Here is a 17205-nt window from a genome sequence, read left to right on the forward strand (position 1 = left end):
TAGTGCGAATCCCCTCTGAAGAGGGGCGGAGGGGTGTGTTCATCAAGGCGAAAAAACGGTTAATAACACACCCCTGCCACAACTAAGGCCTACGCGCCCCCTCTCAAGAGGGGAAAAGATGGCGGAAATTTAAACAGATGGGCTATTGCCCGCTCAAGTGGGGATTTAAACAAACAAAAGTATGGTAACTCAGGAATCACATCTGCTTCAATTATACCCTACGGGGCTCCTGAAAGTGATCAGGAGGTGTTTAAATCCGGCAATAACCCTGGGTAAACGTATACTGGGAGAGCCTCCTCGTGGACAAAAGAGCATTAATCATATCCTCGCTTTCTGTAACCGGTAAGCGCGGCTGTTTATAAACAATTGATCATTAAAAACATAAATAAATAAAAACAATGGCAACCCAAAAATCACCTCTCATTCCAAGCCGGTCGGCCAAAAGGGCCAATTATGAACCGGAAACCATCCATAGTATATTAGACGAGGCGCTTTATTGCACCATCAGCTATTCGTTTGAAAACAAGCCGTTTTCGATTCCTACGGCTTTTGTGCGGTATGGGGATAAAATTTATATCCACGGCTCGGTAGGCAGCCACTTTATCCGCGAACTGGAAAAAGGTATCCCGGTATGTATCACCGTAACCCTAATGGATGCCCTGGTTGTGGCCAAATCAGCTTTTCACCACTCCGTGAATTACCGCTCGGTAGTGATATTTGCACAAGCCGAAAAGGTAGAAAGGGTGCAGGATAAGATAGAAGCCTTTAAATGGCTCACCGATAAAATTGTACCCGGCAGCTGGGATTACCTGCGGCCGATAAAAGAAAATGAAGTGCGCAAAACCACGGCTTTAGCTTTCAGCATCAATGAAGCATCGGCCAAGCTCCGTACCGGTATGCCGGTTGATGATGAAGAGGACCAGTCGCTGCCCATCTGGTCGGGCTTGATCCCGCTGCAAAACGGCCGTATGGCGCCCATAGCCGATGAGTTAAGCCGGGATATAGCGTTACCAGAGCATTTGGTTGGTGTGGGGATTTAGTTGGGAGACTGAATTTTTAAGTTCAAAGTTTATAGAAAAAAGCAGAAGCACGTGCGATTCCTTCCCTCGGGAAGGAGAGGAAGGGGTTTAGCCGGGTGACTCAAAGCCCGCTGCATACGACTCACCCCGGCCACGCTTTGCTGGGCGACCCTCTCTTCAGCTTCGCTGGAAAGAGGGTTGGAGCTCCCCGCGCGTCATTCCGAGGAGGAACGACGTGGCAATCCCCGATAAGCAGAGCGACTCTGTAAAGTTAGGGATTGCCACTCTGTGCTTCAATGACGCGCAGAAAGTATTCCCCTCTTTCCGCCAAAGGCGAAGAGAGGATGACCAAGCGTAACGATGGTCGGATGAGTAGATGAGGGCATTTCCACTTCCGCCCAAAATTTCGTATATTTATATCCAACCGGCAGCCCTGGTGTCTTTTACCAGGCATCCGGGCTGTTTGGTTTAAAGAAAAATAAGTCCAAAAACCGATCGTTTGGTGTGTAGTTATTTGAAAGTCAATTTTTTAATACTTTTTAAAGTTTTAAAAACATGCCAAAACAGCGCTGAAATTTGTTAAAAAGTGTTAAAATGGATGTTTTGAATAAATTTTGGGCCGTTTTTATGTCATTTTCGCCCCAAAATTTGTTAAAATTCAAGGTTTAAAAAGTTTTTTTGCAGCAACCTGTAGGCGGCTGACATTTTAATTTTGCTGCCGTGTATTTTTTATATTTTTGCTGAAAATAATTAATCATGGCTGAGATCAGTATCACCAACAAAGATTGGGAGCGCATCAAAATAAAGGTACAACGCAAATATAACCACCTTACCGACGAGCAATTGCAATACGCAGAGGGTCAGGAAGAAAGCCTGATAACCAGATTAATGGACCTGGTGAACCGCGACCGTAAGTATGTAGTGTTCACTTTAAAGAAAGCTTTGGTAAATATTGACAATAACCGGTTGTAAATAAGGCCCGGTTTGTAAAAAACAATAAGCTTTTTTGTATTTTTATAGGCTTAATGACGAAACAGGGTATGGCGATCAATAAAAGGTACAAAAAGATAGGTTTATTTGCCGGTATAGCATTGCTGGCAGGCGGTGGGCTGGCTTTTAATGACGACCTGTTCCAGATTTCCAAAAACCTGGATGTTTTTGCCTCGGTATATAAAGAGGTGAATATCAATTATGTAGATAACATCAATTCGGCCAAAATGGTAAAAACCGGTGTCGATGCTATGCTCGATGGGCTCGACCCCTACACCGAATTTGTTCCCGAATCGGAAATTGAAGACTATAAGCTACACTATGTAAGCACCCAGTACGGAGGCATCGGTTCCAGCATTTTTGCACGTAATGGGAAGGTGTTTGTATCTGATGTTTTTGCCGGTTTCCCGGCCCAGAAGGCCGATATTCGTCCCGGCGACCAAATATTGAAAATAAATGACATTGATCTTACAGGGAAAAATAACGACCAGGTAAGCCAATTGCTCAAAGGATCTAAAGGGGCTCCTATAAAATTATTAATCAAGCGCGATAATACGCCGCAGCCCTTTGAAAAGAACCTCATCCGGGATGAGATCAAACAGCCCAATGTATCCTACTTCGGTATGGTTGACGGCAACATGGGGTACATTAAGCTGGATAAGTTCCTGGAAAACTCTGCCGCCGAGGTAACCAACGCGCTTGTAACACTAAAAAAGAGTAACCCTAACGGTATCATACTGGATTTGCGCTCAAATGGCGGCGGCATATTGCAGGAAGCGGTAAAGATAGTGAACCTGTTTGTACAGAAAGATGTAGAGGTGGTTTCGCAAAAAGGGAAAATCAAGGATAAGAACTTTACCTATAGCACAGTAAATACGCCATTAGAACCCAATTTGCCTTTGGTGGTATTGGTAAATAGTCATTCGGCATCAGCCTCGGAGATTGTGGCGGGCTCTCTGCAAGATCTTGACAGGGCTATTATTATCGGCCAACGCAGTTATGGCAAAGGCCTGGTGCAGCAAACGTTTAATCTGCCTTATAACAGCCTGGTTAAAATTACCATTGCCAAATATTATGTGCCATCGGGGCGTTGTATACAGGCGCTTGATTATACCCATCGTAAAGATGACGGCAGCGTGGTAAAAGTAGCCGACTCGCTGATACATGAGTTTAAAACAAAAAATGGCCGCTCGGTTTTTGATGGTAGCGGCATTTACCCGGATATTTTTATCAAGCAGGAAAAATTTGCCAATGTAACCCAGGCCCTGGTAGGTAAATTGCTGATATTTGACTATGCTACCGTTTACCGAGACGCACACCCTAAAATAGCCGAACCTAAAGAATTTGCCTTATCGGATGCTGATTACAGCGATTTTGTAAAATACCTGGCCGATAAAAATTACAGCTATACCACCACTGCCGAAAAGGTGCTGGCCAGTTTAAAAACCGAAGCCACCAAGGAAAAGCAGTTTAACGATATCCAGGGGGAGTACGATATTTTAAAATCAAAGCTGTTAACCAGCAAAAAGAACGATCTGCAGCAGCACAAAGTTGAAATAAAACAAGTGCTGGAAAATGAAATAGCATCCCGCTATTATTTTGAGCGCGGCCGTTACGAAACTAATTTTAAATACGATAAAGAGCTGGCCCAGGCGGTAAAAACCATGCAGGACAAGGCTCAGATCGCATCGATACTAAAAGGCGAGGGTAACTACAAAGTGATCGGAAAACCCGTGCTGGCTATGGCCGGGAAAAAGGCCGCCGATAAGGATACTGACGACGATCAGTAAGCTAATTTATTGTTTGTCAATTTGTTGTGTGTTTGTAACTGATTAGTTACTACGTGGTACAGTGTACTGGCTAAACTTTTGTTTAAGCTTGTTGTCATACATACAAACAACACGAAAAACAATGAAAAAGATCATTTTAACAGCGGCTATATTGCTAAGCTGTTTATCAGTAAAAATAGCCAGCGCTCAAATAAGTTTAAATATAAATATTGGCAGCCAGCCCGAATGGGGCCCTACAGGTTATGACCATGCCGATTATTATTACCTGCCCGATGTCGACTCTTATTACGATATCAACGCTCATCAGTACGTTTACCTGAATAATAATGTATGGGTGCATGGTGCCGCTTTGCCAGCACGCTTTGGCAATTATGATGTTTATCATAGCTATAAGGTAGTGGTAAATCAGCCTACTCCATGGGTTCATAATGATGTGATCAGGAAGAAATATATAAGCTACAGAGGCCGTCATGATCAAACCATTATCCGCGACAGTAAAGAGGTTAAATACACTAACCACTGGAGAGGTGAGCGCGGAAATAGCCGTAAGGTGGTGGTGCATAGAACTGTACGCGACAATCGTGATGATGATCATCGCGACCACCGTGGCGACGGGCACAGGAACTAATTTTTATTAAATTTTATATACAAAAACGGGTCTGTTCTTATCAGCAGGCTCGTTTTTTGTGGTGTTACCTCCATAAGGTGTATATACCTGCCGGCAATATAATTTAAACTTTTTGCGATAAATAATGTCATACATTCAAACAACGTTATAAATTAGGTGATCATGGCCTGCTAATTCAGTTAAATGATTTTTACCATGATCCTTATCAACACTTAAAAGATCTATAATGAAAAAGCTCATTTTATCAGCAGTATTACTTGTAAGCTGCTTTGCCGTTAAAACAGCCAGCGCCCAGGTTAGTGTAAGTTTAGGCGTAAACATTGGCAGTCAGCCGGCCTGGGGCCCTGTAGGGTATGATTATGCCAACTATTATTACATGCCCGATATTGATACCTATTACGATGTACCTACACATCAGTATGTATATTTTGATAACAATGTATGGGTACACCGCGCTTATTTGCCGGTACGTTATCGCCACTATAACTTATATAATGGTTATAAAGTAGTGATCAACGACCGTAACCCATGGTTAAGGCATGGCTATTACAGAGATCATTATGCTGGCTATCGTGGCCGTCATGATCAGGTGATCATCCGCAACAGTCGCGACGCACATTATGCCAACTACTGGCGTGGTAATTATGCACGCAGAACGGCCTATGTTCGCCCGCACTATAATAACGGTAACCATTGGGGTAACCGGGGTGGTAATTGGGGCGGAGGTCGTGGTCACGGAAATGGTAACTGGGGTGGCGGCCATGGAAATCACGGAGGCGATCACGGAAACCACGGCGGCGATCATGGCAACCATGGTGGCGGTCACGGTCATCACTAATCCATCATATTCAATATATAATAGAAACGGACTTCCTTTTAAGGGAAGTCCGTTTCTATTATAGCCTACTCCCATGATACTAAAAATGCAGGATAACCTTAAAGCTCAAGTTTCGCCCCATATTGTAAATACCCATATGCCCGTTGGGCGATGCCTGGTAATATTCAAAATACTTTAGCCGGTTCAAATTGGCCTGGTAAGCGGTGTCAAATAAATTATCGCCCTGTATAAAAAATTCGTAAAAGGACGATTTTGCCTTTTCGGCTTTAATGGTGAAGCCCAGCCCTGCGTTAAACAGAGTGTATCCTTTGGTAAAAGTTTCGGTATTATCCAACGCATAAAAATGGTTCTGATCAGCATAGGCATCGGCCTCAATACGGGCATTTAGTTTGGTAAATACACCGTATGTTCCGGGTAAGGTAGCCCGCAACGCCGACCGTATATGCAGTGGTGGTATAAAAGGAAGATATTTAGCTGCTTCGCCATATTTATCTATCAATGGCTGGTTTTTGTTGATGCCGTTTACGTAGGACAGGCTATTGTCCAGCGCCAGCCATTTGATGCTTCGCGGGTGCAGGTTCAGTGTCAGTTCGGCTCCATATAACCGGGCTTTTGATTGCTGGTATTGATAGGTGCTGTTGCCGGGCACAATAATAACCGGGTTACCATTGGCATCGTTCAATTTGGCCTGGTAAATATAATTGTTGATGTTATTGTTAAATACTTCGGCAATGATATCCATATCGGGCAGGTAAGCAATAAAGCCAAGATCCTGCTGCAGGCTAAATTCGGGGTTAAAGCTACGGTTACCCAGGTAAACAATGTGCGCACCCGGATCAAGCCCGTTTGAGCCAATTTCGGTGATGTTTGGCGCACGGTAGCCCCGGGCAATATTGGCTTTGAGCAACAGACGGTCGCTGATATTATAGGTAAGACCTAAACTGCCTGAAAAACCCCGGTAATTATGTTTAAAAGCCGGGAATTGCAGACTAGCGCCTGCGGTATCGGGTAAATGTGCCTGCTTACCAAAGCCAGTTTGCGCATCTGTGCCCACATAAAAATTATTCCAGGTAACGTGCCGGGTATCGTACCGTAGGCCACCGGAGATATCAACACGACCAAAACTTTTCTTGGCGAACAGGAAGCCACCGGCATCAAATAAGTTATAATCGGGTATCGGGAAGTCAGTAGCGGCTTTACTGCGGTTACTTTGATACATGCCATTGATGCCCGCTGTGGTTTCAACTCCACCAAAAGATGGAAGGTTGTACCGTACATCATAATTAATGGTATTCAGTACCACATATAGCCCCGCCTGCTCGGGAACGGTAGGGTGATTATATTCCCGGCGAATGCTTTGCTGAAAGCCCAGCGAGGTATTGATGCTGCCCTCGCCGGTTTTAAAAGAGTTGGTGTTGTATACCCGGTAATGCTGTATACGCTGGTGTAAAGGGGTAATGGAATAAGACCGCAATCCATCATTGGAGACTATAGGGCGGTTTTTGATATCGTCGTTCCCGGCTTCATAGATCTGTTTGGTAAAGAGTCGGCTGAGTGAATCGCGGCTGCCATCGGGGATCTCCTGGCGGTTATCATACAATGTAGCGCCAATTTGGGAGTAGCCCCATGATTTATCAACCCGGGCGATGCCCGACAGGTTAAATTCACGGAAACCGGTGTTATACACAAAGCCGTCGATCTTGTTCTGATAATCGTGTGCTGTTTTGGCCGTAGCCCGGAAAGCATATTTCCAGTTATTCTTTTTATAAGATAATCCTAACGACGTACCGATCATGCCGTTGTTGGTATGGTAATCGGTTATGAAATCGCCATTGAGCTTGCCATCGTCGCCGTTGGGGATGTATGGGATCAGGTTGATCACGCCTGCCAGAGCATCTGAGCCATAGGTTAAACTGGCAGGGCCTTTTACCACCTCGGCACGACCAATACCATATTGATCTATCTCGATGCCGTGTTCGTCGCCCCATTGCTGCCCTTCCTGGCGTATACCATCGTACAAGGTTAAAACCCGGTTATAGCCCAGTCCGCGTATAAAAGGTTTGGAGATATTGGGGCCGGTGGTAACCGCGCTTACTCCGGGTACGCCCTTGATAATGGCATCGATGATATTGTTGTTTACATGTTGTTCGATCTCTTTTTTGCTCATTACGGCAATAGGTACCGGGTTGCTGCGCAGCTGTGTTGCCCGTGATACCCCGGTTACCACCACTTCATTGAGTTTGGATGGCTTTTCTTTCAGGCTTACATTTCTTACCGCAGGTTCATTATTGCTGATGGTGATGCTGAGCGTTTCGGCCTCATAACCTATGCTGGTAATGGTGATGCCATAAGTACCCGGTGGGATGTTTTTAATCTCGAAATAGCCCTTGGTGTTGGTACTTACGCCTTTACCAAGCCCTTGAATATTTACCGAAGCGTAGGATAGGGGCTCATTATTGGCGGTAACATGACCCTTTAGCACACCGTTTTGCGCAAAAAGTTGATTAGTTGTGAATAATATAAAAAGTAAAAATAGTGTTCGCATAGAATTTAAATTTATGCAAACATATTTAAATTATTTGACTAATAAAATACATAAAATTAGTTAAGACTAATTTTATGTATTAACGTTATGTTTTTTTATGTTTGTGTGTAATCATAAAGGTGGATGTACACATTATCAGAAGAGAATTACCTAAAATCAATTTACCGGCTTAGTCAGCAACCTAATTTTAAGATAACACCTACGGCCATTGCCGAGTCGTTGAAGAACAACCCTGCATCGGTAGTGGATATGATCCGCAAGCTTACCGAGAAGCAATTGATAGAGTACGATAAGAAAAAAGGCGTAAAACTAACTCCGGTTGGTTTAAAAGACGCTGTATTGATCGTTCGCCGTCACCGGCTTTGGGAAGTGTTTTTGCTGGAAAAATTAGGGTATCATTGGGACGAGATCCATGATATTGCCGAAGAGCTGGAACACATCAGTGATGCTACGCTGGCCGACAGGCTGGATAAATTTTTGGGTTTCCCTGAGTACGATCCACATGGCGACCCTATCCCCAAAGCAAACGGTAAAATCCCCAAACCCTATTCGGTAACCTTAGCCGACTTGAAAACGGGAGATACCTGCCGGGTGGCCGCCGTAAAAGATACCAGCAGCTCGTTTTTGCAGTACCTGCAAAAGTTGGATATTGGGATAGGTACCAGCATCAAACTGTTGGAAAAAATTTCGTATGATAATTCGCTGGTGATCACTATCAACGGTAAAGAAAATACCACTGTGTCACAAAAGTTTGGCGAAAATATTCTGGTGGACTGAGGCACTGAAAGCCCAAGGCGCAAAGCTTAAAGCAATATAACAAATAATAGAAAGGCCCAAAACAGAGCTTTGGGCCTTTTGCTTTCTGCTTTAAGCTAGCTATTGTGTCTTTCCGTTTATCTTGGCCGATTCTTCCAGTTCATTATCAACCTGGTCGTCAAAATACAGGCGGTATATTACCCAGTCGTTTTTTGGTTTGTAAAACATAAAAGTAAAACGTACCGGCTGATTCTGGTGTTTTACCAGGTAGCTGTACAAAACCAGGCTGTTTGATGCCTTCCGCTGAACAATAAGTTCTTTACCAATATACAGGCCGATCAAAGCGCGGGTGGTATCAATTTTAGCGATCAAACCCCTCAGGCTGGTCGAATCAACCAAAGGATTGGTTTTAAAAATGTTGATGATGGCTCGTGAAGTGCCATCTTTTTCATAAGTTTTAAAGAATTTGTCGATGTAAGCAGTCGCGCCGGTAACAGTGGCGGCAGGCGTTTTGGGGGCGCTGGTTGCAGTCGCAGTCGCAGTCGCTGGCGTTTGCGCGTAGGCGCTATTACAAATAATAAAAGCTATGGCTATTAGAAATATTGACTTTAATGTTTTAGGATTTAAGTATTGCATACCGATGATTTATTAGCTAAAATAAGTAATTAAATAATATCAGTCCTGCCTGATGGTAAAATGATGGTAAATTTATTGTTAGGAGACATGACAGACCCAGTGGTTTTGTTCCCGCGAGATTAGCGTAGCGTATCGCGTGGGTGATATGCGCTAAGTTTTCAGCTTACGTCATCAGCTGAAAGCTGAGCCATGAGAACTACGGGCTGGAAGTCAGCGGTAGCGTTAGCTGGCTTAAATTTAACCAAAAAGTGGGTTTACATGTAAACCCACTTTTTTATAGTAAAATAAAGTTAATTTATTGATAATCAATTATATAAATTAATGTAAACCGTAAAAAGTGTAAACCATGTAAACCCACTTTTTTAATAAAATGACCTGTTTTTTTTAAGATTACGCTTACTTGTCTTTTAAATTATGGGCCAATAAAAAAGCCTGCTACTTGTAGCAGGCTTTTTACAATATGGTATACTGTTACTATTTAGCAACATACATTACTTCTTTAACCGCTTTAATAACACGCTCCGGATTTGGCAGGTATTCCTGGATCAGGGTTGGTGCATAAGGCAGGGGAACGTCGCCACCCATGATGCGTAATATAGGAGCATCAAGGTAATCAAACGCGTCTTTTTGTACTTTAAAAGCAACCTCAGTAGCTATTGAACCCAAAGGCCAGCTTTCTTCGATGATAACTAAACGGTTTGTTTTTTTAACCGATTCAATCACAGTAGCATAATCGATAGGGCGTACAGTACGCAGATCGATTACTTCTGCATGGATACCTTCTTTTTCCAGTTCGGCAGCAGCTGCAATAACCACTTTCATGATCTTGCCAAAGCCTACTAAGGTAACGTCAGAACCTTCTTTAACTACTTTTGCTTTACCCAGAGGTATATAATAAGTTTCTTCAGGAACCTCGCCCTTATCGCCATACATTAATTCAGATTCCATGAAAATAACAGGATCCGGATCAAGGATAGCTGATTTTAATAAACCTTTAGCATCGTAAGGGTTTGATGGCACTACCACTTTTAAACCAGGACAGTTGGCATACCAGTTTTCAAAACACTGACTGTGTTGTGAGCTTAGCATACCCGCGTTACCGGTTGGGCCGCGGAAAACGATAGGAACCGAGAACTGGCCACCGCTCATTGACATGATCTTAGCTGCACCATTGATGATCTGATCGATAGCCACTAACGAAAAGTTAAAGGTCATGAACTCGATAACAGGGCGCAATCCATTCATGGCAGAGCCAATGCCGATACCGGCAAAGCCTAATTCAGAGATGGGCGTATCAATAACGCGTTTGGCACCAAATTCATCCAGCATACCTTGGCTTACTTTGTAGGCACCATTATATTCGGCTACCTCTTCACCCATCAGGTATATTTTATCGTCGTTGCGCATTTCTTCGACCATGGCCTCTCTTAGCGCTTCTCTGAACTGTATTTCTCTCATTATATTTATATAAAATGATGTTTTTTGCGACCGCAAATATAAACACTAATGTGTAAAATGCAATCCCTAAGGGGGTACAGATAAGGTTTTACCGCATATATTTTACAAAAATCAGTACATTGGATAAATAAACCTTGTACCAATGAAATTTCCATCGTTAAAAAGTCTTGCCCAGGGTGCCCTAGACACCATAAAGCGTTATCCTTTTGAAATTTTGTTTGCCTTTGTAGGCACCATAGCTGCTACCACCGAGATAGAGTTGAAACAACTGAGCAGGTTGAACGAAGGTTGGTGTATCAGATTGATAATGGTAGCCAATTTAGGGTTGCTATTGAGCTTATCTGCATCACTATATACTAAAAGTTTAGATTTAGCTGTTAACAGGCGGCGATTGATCAAATGGGGCGCCACTTTATTTGCTGCATCCCTTATACTGATCATCAACCCTTCCGTGCGTGAAGCTGATTACCTTCGGTTTTTTCTGATGAGTCTGGCTTTTCATTTATTGGTGGCTTTTGCCGCTTTTACAGGAAAGGGACAGCTACAGGGTTTCTGGCAGTTTAATAAAACCTTGTTTTTGCGATTTTTAACAAGTGTACTGTATGGCCTGGTGTTATTTCTGGGGTTGGCCGCAGCTATAGGCGCAACTAATTTTCTGTTCAACTTTAAGTTTGAGAGCGATACTTATGCCATTTTGTGGGTATGGATAGCCGGTATATTTACTACTATATTCTTTCTGGCTGGCGTGCCCGCTGAAACCAGCTTACTTGACAGCGATCACAGCTATCCGAAAGGACTAAAAATATTCACACAATATGTACTGATTCCGTTAGCAACCGTTTACCTGATCATTTTATTGGCTTATGAAATTAAGATCCTGGTGCAATGGAACCTGCCTAAAGGTCTTGTATCAAACCTCATTTTAGGTTACGCGGTATTTGGTATCCTATCGTTGTTACTGGTTTATCCGATACGTGAGCATGCTGAAAACAAATGGCTTAAAACCTTTTCGCGCAGCTTTTACTTTTTGCTGATACCATTACTGGGCTTGCTATTTGTGGCAGTAGGTGCAAGGGTATTTAAGTATGGCGTTACAGAATACCGATATTTTTTAATTCTGCTGGCTTGCTGGTTACTGTTTATATCGGTATACTTTTTACTGTTCAAAAAGCAAAACATTAAGCTGATCCCGGTTTCATTATGCATACTCACCTTATTGGCTATTTATGGGCCCCAGAGTGCGGTTTCGGTGAGTATGTATTCGCAAAGGCGTATTATTATTAAGTTTTTTGAAAAATATAAGGCGGTTAAAGATGGTAAGCTGATGCCGGTTGACAGCAATAAAGTGAACAAAATTGATGGGAGCCATGTGGTAGCTAATCTGGATTACTTTATATCTAAATACGATATTCTACCGCTTCAGCCTTATATTAATAAAGATCTTACATTGGTTACTGATTCATTGGGCAAAAAGAAAAGCCAGTTTTACCATGGCTCTGTAAGTGATCGTTATGAATTACGCAGCGATAAGGTGGAATGGGCCAAAAACTATTTAGGGCTGCATCGTTTTCAACCCTATTATCGGGGACAGGAAGACAATGTAACTGCGGTAAACGGATACACTTTTAGATCAAATGAAGATATAACGGTGATAAAGGGATATGACTTGAGCTTGGCTGCAGACAATTCAGCAGACACGGTTGTCAATAATTACAATGGAACTAAGATCACTGAGATCCATCCGGATACCCAGGAAAGAATCATCAAAATTGGTAATGACGTTTTCAGGTTTGACGTGGAAGCACTGGCGCGTAAACTGGTAGCTGATTCTGTGAAGATGGAAAAGTATCTTCAGCGTACCAATGAAAGCTATATGCCTAAAACGTACAATTTACCTCGTGTTATGCTTGCAGTTAATCAGGAAACAGCTAAGTACCAGGTGACTTTTATGGCTGAAAGTATACAGTATAATCCACAAGGAGGGAAAACATTGCATGTTAATTTTGCGCCGGGAACTTATCTGATCAAAATCAAATAGGGATTTTCTCTACAGATTATTCAGCATACCCATATCAAACTTGGGTTTGAGCGTATATTTCAGTTGTACCAATCCGCTGCTGAACTGCTCGCTGCCGAGCAATGTGAGTTCTGTGCGCTCTTTTAGATTGCTAAAAAGTGGTTTGCCCGCACCTAAAATTACCGGATGTACAGAAAGTAACAGTTCATTGATCATATTGTGAGCTATAAATGCCGATACCAGCTCAGCTCCACCAAATAGCCAGATATTTGCTCCTGGTTGATGCCTGATTTCATCTATACGCGTTTTAAAGTCGGCCTGAGTAACGATTTCGGTATTGCCCTCTACATGTGTTAAGGTATTGGAGAAAACGTACATTTTAATTGCTGCAAATACTTCCGGGCTATCGCGCATGAGCATCTCATAGCTTTTTCGTCCCAAAAATATAGCATCGGTACTGCCTAAAAACTCGGTCATGCCATAATCCTGATCGGCAAAGCACCAGTCGTACTCGCCATTGGGACCTTCAATATATCCGTCGAGGCTTAAAGCCAGGTTCAAAATTATTTTTCGCATGATAGTTTTTTAATGTAGTACAGATTTATTCGTCGTCCTGAACGCGGTTCTTTTCCTGCCATTGTTTGCTGAATGATTTCTCGGCAACATTGGGCATATCCCGCAGGTGCCCCCAGGTTTTTTTGAAGAAGGTTTTGAGCAGATAGTTCTTCATTTTGCCGCCAAAAAAATCCATGAGCTTGCGTTTGAGCATGCCCTTTTGCCATATGCTCCAGCCCCAACGTTCCTTATTGGTAACCAGGTGTTCTTTGACCGCGTCGCGCCGGTTAAGCAAAAGCATTTTATGGATGTCGATCTTAACGGGGCAAACTTCGGTACAACGGCCGCATAAGCTGGAAGCGTAGCTTAGATGCTTAAACTCGTCCATGCCGCGGGTATGCGGAGTAATAATGGAGCCAATAGGGCCGCTATAGGTGGTATTATAGGTATGGCCGCCAATATTTTTATAAATAGGGCAAACGTTTAAACAGGCTCCACATCGGATGCAGTATAAGCCCTGGCGCTGATCTTTTTGGGCCAGCAGGTTGGTACGGCCGTTATCCAACAATATTACATACATTTCATCAGGCCCGTCGGTTTCGTTGGGTTGGCGAGGGCCGCTTAAAATGGTATTGTAAACGGTGAGATTTTGCCCGGTTCCATGTGTCGATAGGATTGGCCAGAACAAGTCAAGATCGGCGATGGATGGTATCAGCTTTTCGATACCTACAATGGCAATGTGTATTTTAGGAAAGGTAGTGCATAGGCGTGCATTACCCTCATTTTCGCTAATAGCGATACTGCCGGTGTCGGCCAGTAAAAAGTTTGCGCCTGTAATGCCTATATCAGCCTGCAAGTATTTTTCACGTAATAATTCCCGTGCTTTTAACGTAAGCTGTTCCGGGGTGGCATCGATGGGGGTACCAAAACGTTCATGAAACAGTTTGGCAATGTCCTCTTTACTGAGGTGCATAGCCGGGGTAACTATATGATAAGGTTTTTGACCCAGAAGCTGCACAATGTATTCGCCAAGATCGGTTTCCAAAGATTCTATCTGGTTGCTTTCCAGGAATTCATTTAAATGAATTTCTTCGGTAACCATCGATTTTGATTTTACAACTGTTTTGGCGTTGGCTTTGCGGATAATGCTCAGAATCTCACGATTAGCTTCTTCGGCATCATTGGCCCAGATCACTTTGCCGCCGCGTTTTTGAAAGTTGGCTTCGAACTCCGGTAAAAATTTATCCAGGTTCTCCATTACCTTCCACTTGATCACGTGGCCCTTGCGTTTGGCATTTTCAAGATTGGTAATGCGGGAAAGGCCGCGCTCAACAGCAGTACTGTATTTATCAATGTTATTATTGATAATACGGCGGTGATCAACATCAAAGGCCTTTTCTTCAGAGGCTACCAAAAACTCTTCCGCAGTGCTTCCCATATATGCGAATTTAGTTTTTTTTTATATTGGTTGATTGTTGAGAGGTTGATTAAGTTTTTAACAAAACAAAAAGAGACGCAAATTTGCGTCTCTATATTTAGATTTTTGAACTCGATTATTACCTGGTTTCTTCAGATATCTTACCATCTACAACAGGGCGTTTGTCACGGTTTGCCAGATCCCAGCCGGTATAAAATACCAGTTGCGCGCGCTTGGCCAGTAATGGAAAGTTGATCTTGCTTACTTCATCACCAGGCTGGTGGTAATCAGCATGTACCCCGTTAAAGTAGAAAATAATAGGGACACCATGTTTGGCAAAGTTGTAATGGTCGCTGCGATAGTAAAAGCGGTTTGGATCTTTGGGATCGTCATATTTATAATCTAAGTGCAGCTTGGTGTAGGTATTATTGGCATTCTCTCCAATTTCATGCAGTTGGGAACTTAGCATAGCCGAACCGATAGCATATACATAATTAGCTGAATCAGGTTTACCGATATATTCTTCACCCACGCGACCAATCATATCAATGTTCAGATCGGTAATGGTGTTAGCCAATGGGAAAACCGGGTGCTCAGAGTAATACTCCGATCCCAATAAACCCTTCTCTTCACCCACGTTGCCTAAGAAAAGGATACTGCGGCGCGGGCCGTGTCCATCCTTTTTGGCTTGTGAAAACGCGCGGGCAATTTCCAAAATTCCGGTTGTGCCAGAGCCATCATCGTCGGCGCCGTTATTTACCTTATCTTTAGCATTTGGGTCGCGGTTTAAACCAATATGATCATAGTGAGCCGAAAATACCAATACCTCATCTTTCAGATCGGTACCTGGCATATAGCCCAGTACGTCAACCGCTTTTACATCTTTCTTTTCGGTATGGTAATTCAAAACCACATCGGTTTTTACCGATAAGGCAGGAGTAGCAGCCTCTGCAGAAGCAGTCTTTAATTGATCATATGTTTTACCGCTTGCTTTTACCAGTTCATTGGCCAGTTCGGTTGTGACGTTGACTACCGGGGCATTGGTATTTGACGATGGGGCATCATCCTTTTTAATGGTTAAACGCGCACTTGCTATACTGCTGCCGAAACGGCTTAAAGCAGCAGCGATGCCAGGATTAGCCGCCAGTATGGCTAAAGGTTTTTTGCTTTGCAGGTTTTTAATGATTTTGTTACGGGCAGCCGTCATCCGGTAGCTTGTATTGGGAGTGGAGCCAGCTTCGGGTTTGTCCTCGTTTACCCAAAGCAATATTTTTCCCGTCAAATCTGTCGAGCCGATTTCACTATCGGTTCCATAACCCACAAAAACCACAGTATTGGCGGTTAAGTTATTATCCGGATACGTTCCGGTAAGGTAAAAATCTTTGGTATAAGTAAATGCTTTTCCGTTAACCGTAAAGTCGGTTACTTTTAGCGCGTTTTCGGTAAGCGGTACATCCAGGAAATAGGACCCATTTACAGGAGCTTGCAAACCTAACCTTTTAAATTCAGCCGCGATATAATTTGCTGCTTTCTCGGCGCCGGGTTTACCGGTTTCACGGCCTTCAAAAGCATCGGATGCTATGATGCTCAGGTGCTTTCTGGCATCCTCGGCGGTGATCAACTTAGCATATTTTACGATAGTTGGATTTTGTTGTTGCTGAGCGCAGGCATTTAAGGCAAATGCCGATGAAAAGGCCCATAGGTATATTTTTTTCATGTTCAGGTTTGTAAAGAGTTTATTTTAATGGTTCATAGATCATAGTAAAATGAGGTGTGACTTATATCTTTTAGTTTTCGCCTTTGTCCTTTTGCCTTAATTAGCAGGAAATTTTACCCACGCGGGTAGCGTGGCGTCCGCCTTCAAATTCTGTACTTAAAAAAGCGGCAACAATTTTTCCGGCATCCTCAATGCTGATAAAGCGGGCAGGGATACATACAATATTAGCATCGTTATGCTTGCGGGCCAGCTCGGCCAGCTCAACTGTCCAGCAAATGGCGGCGCGGACGCCCTGATGTTTATTGGCGGTGATGGCTACACCGTTGGCGCTGCCGCAAACCAGTATCCCAAGGTCAAATTCGCCGCTTTCAACGGCCGAAGCAACGGGGTGGGCAAAGTCGGGGTAATCTGCCGAGGCGTTGGAGTAGGTGCCGAAATCTTTAATCTCGGCGGCTGATACAGCGTTCAGCAAAGCTTGTTTATAATCAAAGCCGGCGTGGTCGGCACCAATGGCAATCTTTAGCCCTTCTTTCATCAGTTAAATAAGTATTAAGTTAATGTACAAATGTGCAAATTATTTAGCTGTGCAAATGTGCCAATTTCACATAGTACGGTTTTTACAATAAGCCCTGGTCAAATGCTCTCCGGGAGGGAAGCGGATTTTGCCAGCACAGGCACTTTGTTTGCGTAAAAAGTGGGTTTACATGGGTTTACACTTTTTTGGGTTAACATGATTATATATTATTGATAATAAGATAGTTGTGTTTGTTTTTGTCATAAAACAGCGAATTTATGTAAACCATGTTTTTAAATAAAAAAAGCGGTCACTTAGTGGCCGC

14 protein-coding genes are annotated in these 17205 nt (G+C 43.2%); 7 read left to right on the forward strand and 7 right to left on the reverse strand.

Annotated features, from left to right (window positions below):
* Positions 1 to 398: 398 nt before the first annotated feature.
* The 5 genes from ACTJKG_RS05030 (at position 399) to ACTJKG_RS05050 (ending at position 5265) form a co-directional block, all read left to right on the forward strand.
* Positions 399 to 1040 carry a pyridoxamine 5'-phosphate oxidase family protein gene (locus ACTJKG_RS05030; protein ID WP_440738514.1) on the forward strand — a complete coding sequence of 214 codons (642 nt, stop codon included), beginning with the start codon at positions 399 to 401 and terminating at the stop codon, positions 1038 to 1040.
* A 735-nt stretch (positions 1041 to 1775) separates the two neighbouring features.
* Positions 1776 to 1991 (forward strand): hypothetical protein, encoded by a 216-nt coding sequence (locus ACTJKG_RS05035; protein ID WP_172333940.1) that lies wholly within the window; start codon positions 1776 to 1778, stop codon positions 1989 to 1991.
* Positions 1992 to 2044: 53 nt separating this feature from the next.
* Positions 2045 to 3799 carry a S41 family peptidase gene (locus tag ACTJKG_RS05040; protein WP_172333939.1) on the forward strand — a complete coding sequence of 585 codons (1755 nt, stop codon included), beginning with the start codon at positions 2045 to 2047 and terminating at the stop codon, positions 3797 to 3799.
* Positions 3800 to 3920: 121 nt separating this feature from the next.
* Complete coding sequence (locus ACTJKG_RS05045; protein ID WP_440738515.1) at positions 3921 to 4427, forward strand: hypothetical protein; 507 nt, start codon at positions 3921 to 3923, stop codon at positions 4425 to 4427.
* Between the two features lie 226 nt (positions 4428 to 4653).
* A complete protein-coding gene (locus ACTJKG_RS05050; protein ID WP_172333837.1) occupies positions 4654 to 5265 on the forward strand; it encodes a hypothetical protein in 612 nt (203 codons plus the stop codon).
* A gap of 79 nt (positions 5266 to 5344) precedes the next feature.
* On the opposite strand, the gene ACTJKG_RS05055 is transcribed toward ACTJKG_RS05050, so the two are convergent.
* Positions 5345 to 7810 carry a TonB-dependent receptor gene (locus tag ACTJKG_RS05055; protein ID WP_440738516.1) on the reverse strand — a complete coding sequence of 822 codons (2466 nt, stop codon included), beginning with the start codon at positions 7808 to 7810 and terminating at the stop codon, positions 5345 to 5347.
* Positions 7811 to 7933: 123 nt separating this feature from the next.
* Between ACTJKG_RS05055 and ACTJKG_RS05060 the strand changes: the two genes are divergently transcribed.
* A complete protein-coding gene (locus tag ACTJKG_RS05060) occupies positions 7934 to 8587 on the forward strand; it encodes a metal-dependent transcriptional regulator (RefSeq protein ID WP_172333936.1) in 654 nt (217 codons plus the stop codon).
* Positions 8588 to 8686: 99 nt separating this feature from the next.
* Here ACTJKG_RS05060 and ACTJKG_RS05065 read toward each other — a convergent pair whose 3' ends face one another.
* Complete coding sequence (locus ACTJKG_RS05065) at positions 8687 to 9202, reverse strand: hypothetical protein (protein WP_440738517.1); 516 nt, start codon at positions 9200 to 9202, stop codon at positions 8687 to 8689.
* A 474-nt stretch (positions 9203 to 9676) separates the two neighbouring features.
* Complete coding sequence (locus ACTJKG_RS05070; RefSeq protein ID WP_172333934.1) at positions 9677 to 10660, reverse strand: pyruvate dehydrogenase complex E1 component subunit beta; 984 nt, start codon at positions 10658 to 10660, stop codon at positions 9677 to 9679.
* A gap of 142 nt (positions 10661 to 10802) precedes the next feature.
* Between ACTJKG_RS05070 and ACTJKG_RS05075 the strand changes: the two genes are divergently transcribed.
* Complete coding sequence (locus tag ACTJKG_RS05075; protein ID WP_440738518.1) at positions 10803 to 12698, forward strand: DUF4153 domain-containing protein; 1896 nt, start codon at positions 10803 to 10805, stop codon at positions 12696 to 12698.
* Positions 12699 to 12707: 9 nt separating this feature from the next.
* On the opposite strand, the gene ACTJKG_RS05080 is transcribed toward ACTJKG_RS05075, so the two are convergent.
* The 4 genes from ACTJKG_RS05080 to rpiB all read right to left on the reverse strand — a co-directional run bounded on the left by ACTJKG_RS05080 (position 12708) and on the right by rpiB (position 16901).
* A complete protein-coding gene (locus tag ACTJKG_RS05080) occupies positions 12708 to 13253 on the reverse strand; it encodes a dihydrofolate reductase family protein (protein WP_440738519.1) in 546 nt (181 codons plus the stop codon).
* A 25-nt stretch (positions 13254 to 13278) separates the two neighbouring features.
* Positions 13279 to 14670, reverse strand: coding sequence for a LutB/LldF family L-lactate oxidation iron-sulfur protein (locus ACTJKG_RS05085; RefSeq protein WP_440738520.1), 1392 nt, complete (start codon positions 14668 to 14670; stop codon positions 13279 to 13281).
* Positions 14671 to 14788: 118 nt separating this feature from the next.
* Entirely contained in the window at positions 14789 to 16366 is a 1578-nt protein-coding gene (locus tag ACTJKG_RS05090; RefSeq protein ID WP_440738521.1) for a M28 family peptidase, read from the reverse strand.
* 100 nt (positions 16367 to 16466) lie between these two features.
* On the reverse strand, positions 16467 to 16901 hold the full coding sequence (gene rpiB / locus ACTJKG_RS05095; RefSeq protein ID WP_172333929.1) for a ribose 5-phosphate isomerase B: 435 nt from the start codon (positions 16899 to 16901) through the stop codon (positions 16467 to 16469).
* Positions 16902 to 17205 lie beyond the last annotated feature (304 nt).

The organism is Mucilaginibacter sp. 22184 (genome assembly GCF_052045695.1).
Taxonomy (GTDB): Bacteria; Bacteroidota; Bacteroidia; order Sphingobacteriales; family Sphingobacteriaceae; genus Mucilaginibacter.

What these genes read in the sequence shown, in the direction of transcription:
- ACTJKG_RS05040 (WP_172333939.1), top strand. Translation starts at nt 2,045, where the DNA reads ATGACGAAACAGGGTATGGCGATCAATAAAAGGTACAAAAAGATAGGT.
- ACTJKG_RS05070 (WP_172333934.1), bottom strand. Translation starts at nt 10,660, where the DNA reads ATGAGAGAAATACAGTTCAGAGAAGCGCTAAGAGAGGCCATGGTCGAA.
- ACTJKG_RS05035 (WP_172333940.1), top strand. Translation starts at nt 1,776, where the DNA reads ATGGCTGAGATCAGTATCACCAACAAAGATTGGGAGCGCATCAAAATA.
- ACTJKG_RS05090 (WP_440738521.1), bottom strand. Translation starts at nt 16,366, where the DNA reads ATGAAAAAAATATACCTATGGGCCTTTTCATCGGCATTTGCCTTAAAT.
- ACTJKG_RS05060 (WP_172333936.1), top strand. Translation starts at nt 7,934, where the DNA reads ATGTACACATTATCAGAAGAGAATTACCTAAAATCAATTTACCGGCTT.
- rpiB (WP_172333929.1), bottom strand. Translation starts at nt 16,901, where the DNA reads ATGAAAGAAGGGCTAAAGATTGCCATTGGTGCCGACCACGCCGGCTTT.
- ACTJKG_RS05050 (WP_172333837.1), top strand. Translation starts at nt 4,654, where the DNA reads ATGAAAAAGCTCATTTTATCAGCAGTATTACTTGTAAGCTGCTTTGCC.
- ACTJKG_RS05065 (WP_440738517.1), bottom strand. Translation starts at nt 9,202, where the DNA reads ATGCAATACTTAAATCCTAAAACATTAAAGTCAATATTTCTAATAGCC.
- ACTJKG_RS05075 (WP_440738518.1), top strand. Translation starts at nt 10,803, where the DNA reads ATGAAATTTCCATCGTTAAAAAGTCTTGCCCAGGGTGCCCTAGACACC.
- ACTJKG_RS05030 (WP_440738514.1), top strand. Translation starts at nt 399, where the DNA reads ATGGCAACCCAAAAATCACCTCTCATTCCAAGCCGGTCGGCCAAAAGG.
- ACTJKG_RS05055 (WP_440738516.1), bottom strand. Translation starts at nt 7,810, where the DNA reads ATGCGAACACTATTTTTACTTTTTATATTATTCACAACTAATCAACTT.
- ACTJKG_RS05085 (WP_440738520.1), bottom strand. Translation starts at nt 14,670, where the DNA reads ATGGGAAGCACTGCGGAAGAGTTTTTGGTAGCCTCTGAAGAAAAGGCC.
- ACTJKG_RS05080 (WP_440738519.1), bottom strand. Translation starts at nt 13,253, where the DNA reads ATGCGAAAAATAATTTTGAACCTGGCTTTAAGCCTCGACGGATATATT.
- ACTJKG_RS05045 (WP_440738515.1), top strand. Translation starts at nt 3,921, where the DNA reads ATGAAAAAGATCATTTTAACAGCGGCTATATTGCTAAGCTGTTTATCA.